This is a genomic window from Streptomyces niveus (assembly GCF_001723055.1).
Taxonomy (GTDB): Bacteria; Actinomycetota; Actinomycetes; order Streptomycetales; family Streptomycetaceae; genus Streptomyces; species Streptomyces niveus.
Map to the genome: position 1 here is coordinate 1 of NZ_MDCR01000515.1, position 2723 is coordinate 2723.

At 73.9% G+C, this 2723-nt stretch carries 3 protein-coding genes; all 3 read right to left on the reverse strand.

The window, feature by feature from the left end; all coding sequences use genetic code 11:
* Positions 1-1162, reverse strand: a 1162-nt coding sequence (locus tag BHU15_RS37140) for a GGDEF domain-containing protein (RefSeq protein WP_069631101.1), incomplete at its 3' end; no start/stop codon positions are given.
* A 91-nt stretch (positions 1163-1253) separates the two neighbouring features.
* Positions 1254-2057, reverse strand: coding sequence for an enoyl-CoA hydratase/isomerase family protein (locus BHU15_RS37145; protein ID WP_069631102.1), 804 nt, complete (start codon positions 2055-2057; stop codon positions 1254-1256).
* A 56-nt stretch (positions 2058-2113) separates the two neighbouring features.
* Positions 2114-2723 (reverse strand): adenylate/guanylate cyclase domain-containing protein (locus tag BHU15_RS37150; RefSeq protein ID WP_141726985.1); only part of this gene is annotated, 610 nt, incomplete at its 5' end.

The following is a 2723-nucleotide window of genomic DNA, read 5'->3' on the forward strand; positions in this document are numbered from 1 at the left end:
CTCCAGGAGGAACCCGCGGCATCCCCCGGAACCGCCGCCTCTCCCCCGCCTCCGCCGGAGGCCGCTGCGGGGGCTCGTCCGCCAGGCGGACCACGCCGCCGTCCCGGCCCGCCACCACCGGGCCCACCGAGCGCGCCGCCTTCGCGCGGTACTGCGCCGCGTCCGCGAGGCGGAAGAGGCGGCGGGCCGACTTCAGGGGGCCGATCGGGTCGCCCGTCGACGCGATCCCGCACGCCACCCCCTCGCCCAGCTCCAACTCCGCCGCCCGGCGGCAGAGTTCGTCCCCCACCGCGACCACCTCGTCCGCCGACGGCCCCACCGTCAGCAGACAGAACTCGTCGCCGCCCAGCCGCGCCGCCAGCGCCCCCGACAGGCGCGCGCCGCAGACGGACAGCAGGGAGCCGAATCGTTCCAGCAACCGATCACCGACCGCGTGGCCGTGCGTGTCGTTCACCCGCTTCAGGCCGTTGAGGTCGCAGACGACAAGGCTGACGACCGTCCCGTCCGTACGGTGCAGTGCGACCGCCTCGTCGAGGCGCATGTCGACCGCGCGGCGGTTCGCGAGGCCCGTCAGGGGGTCCGTGAAGGCCAGCCTGCGGACCTCTTCGAGCCGCTCCGTCTGCGCGATCCCCGACGCCACCACCGACGCGATGACGGTCGCGAAGTCCGCGTCCGCGCGCCCGAAGACCGGCGTCCCCAGCGGCCTCGCCACGTACAGCTCCCCCCACGCCCGCCCGTGCAGCACGATCGGCGCGACGACGCAGCTCCCCCGCCGCCGTCTGCGCAGCGCGGCCACCCGCTGGTGGCTGTAGCCGGGCGCACCGGCCCCGGCGGCCGGGCCGTCGGCCGTCTCGACCCACGCGTTGGGCTCGCCGCCGCCCGCCCACCGCTCGTGCAGGAACTCCGCGATCTCGGGGAACCGGTGCACCGGGTACGACTCGTCCTCCGGGAACTCCTCCTCCCCCTCCGCCAGATCCCCCGCGTTCACGAGGACCTTGAGCTGCCCGAGGTCCCGCTCCCACACGGACAGCGCGGCGAAGCTGCCGGCCAGCGCGTCGCGCGCGCCGAGCGCGGCGGCCCGCCAGGATTCGTTCGGGGTGTGCGCCGAGGCCATGGCCTGGGCAAGCTCCACGACGGCCCGTAGCCGCACGTCCTCTCCCATCACCCCACCTTATGGCGTTTTGGGGTGATTTGATCACTTGGAGCGAGGGGTCGTCACTCTCCGTCCACAACCCGACGAAAAGCCACACACCTCACTCGCCGGGCCACTGCGGCTTCCGCTTCTCGTTGAACGCCGCCACACCCTCCGTACGGTCCCCGGAGAAGGCCACCGACCGCCACGCGGCGTCCTCCACCTCCAGGCCGGCCCGCAGGTCCAGCCCGTGCCCGAGCCGCAGCGCGCGCTTCGCCGCCCGGAGGCCGACCGGCGAGTTCGCGGCGATACGGGAGGCGAGGGCCAGCGCCTCGTCGCGGTCCGCCGCCTCGGCGGCCAGTTGGTCGACCAGGCCCAGCTCGTGCGCCTCGGCGGCCTCCAACCGCCGTGCGGTGAAGATGAGTTCGGCGGCGCGGGCGGCCCCGACGCGGCGCGGCAGCAGTTGCGTACCGCCGCCGCCGGGGATCACGCCCACCGATACCTCGGGCAGCCCGACGACCGCCGTGGGGTCGGCGACGATCAGGTCGCAGGAGAGCGCCAGCTCGAATCCGCCGCCGAGCGCGAAGCCGTGAACGGCGGCGATCGTCGGCATCGGGAGCTCCAGTACGCCGGTGTACGCCGCGCGCGCTGTCGGCCGCTGCCGTACCAGCTCCGCGTCGCTCAGCGAGTTCCGCTCCTTGAGGTCCGCGCCGACGCAGAAGGCGCGCGCGTGCGTGGAGGTGAGGACGGTGACGCGTACGTCGCGGTCCGCGCCCAGCGCCGCGCAGGCCGCGCCGATGGAGCGCGCCATCTCCGTCGAGACCGCGTTCATGGCCTTCGGCCGGTCGAGCACCAGCTCGGCCACATGCCCGTGCCGACGTACCGCGACGAATTCCCCGAACCGCTGGTCGCCATCCGCGCCCATCGCACCCACCCGCTTCCCGGTTAACGATCGTTGACCGGGATCATAGGCGGCGCCCGTCAGGCCTCCGGCTTGGGCCGCCTCGTCAGCAGCCACGGCTCGACGACGCCCAGGCCACGCACGGGCCGCTGCCACATCGGCTGTATGCCGAAGCGGTACGCGGGCGGCTCCTCGCCCTCCTTCTCGGCGGCGGCGGCCTGCTCCACCGCCTCGGACTCGGACGCGGGGGTGTCACCCGTCCGGATCAGCTCCTCGGCGAGCGCTCCGTCGACCAGGACGGCGTCCTTGGGAGCTATCGAGGTCAGCCGGCTCGCGAGATTCACGGTGTTGCCGAAGACGTCGCCCATCCGGGTGGTGACGGTGCCGAACGCGATGCCCACGCGCAGCGCCGGCATCGACTCGTCGTGCGTCATCGTCTCGATCAGCCGCAGGGCGATCTCCGCGGCCGTGCCCGCGTCGTCGGCGGCGTACAGGACCTCGTCGCCGAGGGTCTTGATGAGCCGGCCGCCGTGCGCGGCCACCAGGTCGGCGCAGGTCGTCTCGAACGCCTCCACCAGCTCGCCCAGCTCCTCCTCCTCCAGGCGGCGGGTCAGCCGGGTGAAGCCGACGAGGTCCGCGAAGCCGACGGCGAGACGGCGGTCGACCATCTCCTCGTCGTCGGCTTCGCGG

Bases quoted from the DNA above. Each gene is read 5' to 3' on its own strand.
- BHU15_RS37145 (WP_069631102.1), bottom strand. From the start codon at position 2,057: ATGGGCGCGGATGGCGACCAGCGGTTCGGGGAATTCGTCGCGGTACGT.